Annotated in this window: 1 protein-coding gene; it reads left to right on the forward strand. The window is 76.2% G+C overall.

The annotated features are described in order from the left end of the window. The first annotated feature begins 12 nt into the window (after positions 1 to 12). Positions 13 to 1089, forward strand: coding sequence for a LacI family DNA-binding transcriptional regulator (locus H5J33_RS36005; protein WP_181798852.1), 1077 nt, complete (start codon positions 13 to 15; stop codon positions 1087 to 1089). Positions 1090 to 1157 lie beyond the last annotated feature (68 nt).

Raw genomic sequence — 1157 nt, forward strand, 5'->3', positions numbered from 1 at the left:
GGGTGTCCCGAAGTGACCGAGGCCGTGTCGCGTCCCACCCTCGAGGCCGTGGCCGCGCGGGCCGGGGTGTCCCGGGCCACCGTGTCCCGGGTGGTCAACGGCGGCGACGGGGTCCGCGAACCCCTGGCAGCGCGGGTCCGGCGGGCGGTGGAGGAGCTGGGCTACGTCCCCAACCAGGCGGCACGCAGCCTGGTGACCCGGCGCCACGACGCGGTCGCGGTCGTCGTCGCCGAGCCCGAGACCCGGGTCTTCGCCGATCCCTTCTTCGCGCTCCAGCTGCGCGGCATCAGCAAGGAGCTGACCGCGCACGACAACCAGCTGGTGCTGCTGCTCACCGAGGGCCGCGCCGACCACGCCCGCGTGGCCCGCTACCTCGCCGGCGGCCATGTCGACGGCGCGCTCGTCTTCTCCCTGCACCTGGACGACCCGCTGCCCGGCCTCATCCGCGACGCCGGGCTGCCCACCGTGTTCGGCGGACGCCCCCACCGGAGCGCGGACACCGGGGCGCCGGATGCCGGCGTGCCGTACGTCGACTGCGACAACCGGGGCGGGGCCCGGGCGGCGGTACGGCACCTGCTGGGCCTCGGCCGCCGGCGTGTCGCCCACCTCACCGGCCCGCTGGACCAGACCTCGGCGGTGGACCGGCTCGACGGCTACCGGGACGCCGTCGCCGAGGTGCCCGGCGCGTACGATCCCCGGCTGGTCGTGGAGGGCGACTTCACCCCGGCCGGTGGTGAGCGCGCCATGCGGGAGCTTCTCGCCCGCTGCCCGGACGTCGACGCCGTGTTCGCCGCCAACGACCTCACCGCGCTCGGCGCCCTGCGAGTGCTGCGCGAGAGCGGCCGGCGGGTTCCCGAGGACGTGGCCGTGGCCGGCTTCGACGACATGGCGACGGTCGCCGAGCAGACCGACCCGCCGCTGACGACGGTACGTCAGGACATCGAGGGCATGGGCCGGCTCATGGCCCGGCTGCTGCTGGAGGTCCTGTCCGTCGGCCGGGACCGGGAGCGTACGACGGCCGGCGCCCCGGGCGAGCGGGGCAACGGCGTGATCCTGCCGACCACCCTGGTACGCCGCGCCTCCGCGTGACCCGCCCGTGGGTCACCCGGCGGGCGGCTCGGGTCTGATCACCGCGAACCGGGCCCCGTACGGATCGG

It is taken from the genome of Streptomyces sp. WELS2, from assembly GCF_013870595.1.
Classification (GTDB): domain Bacteria; phylum Actinomycetota; class Actinomycetes; order Streptomycetales; family Streptomycetaceae; genus Streptomyces.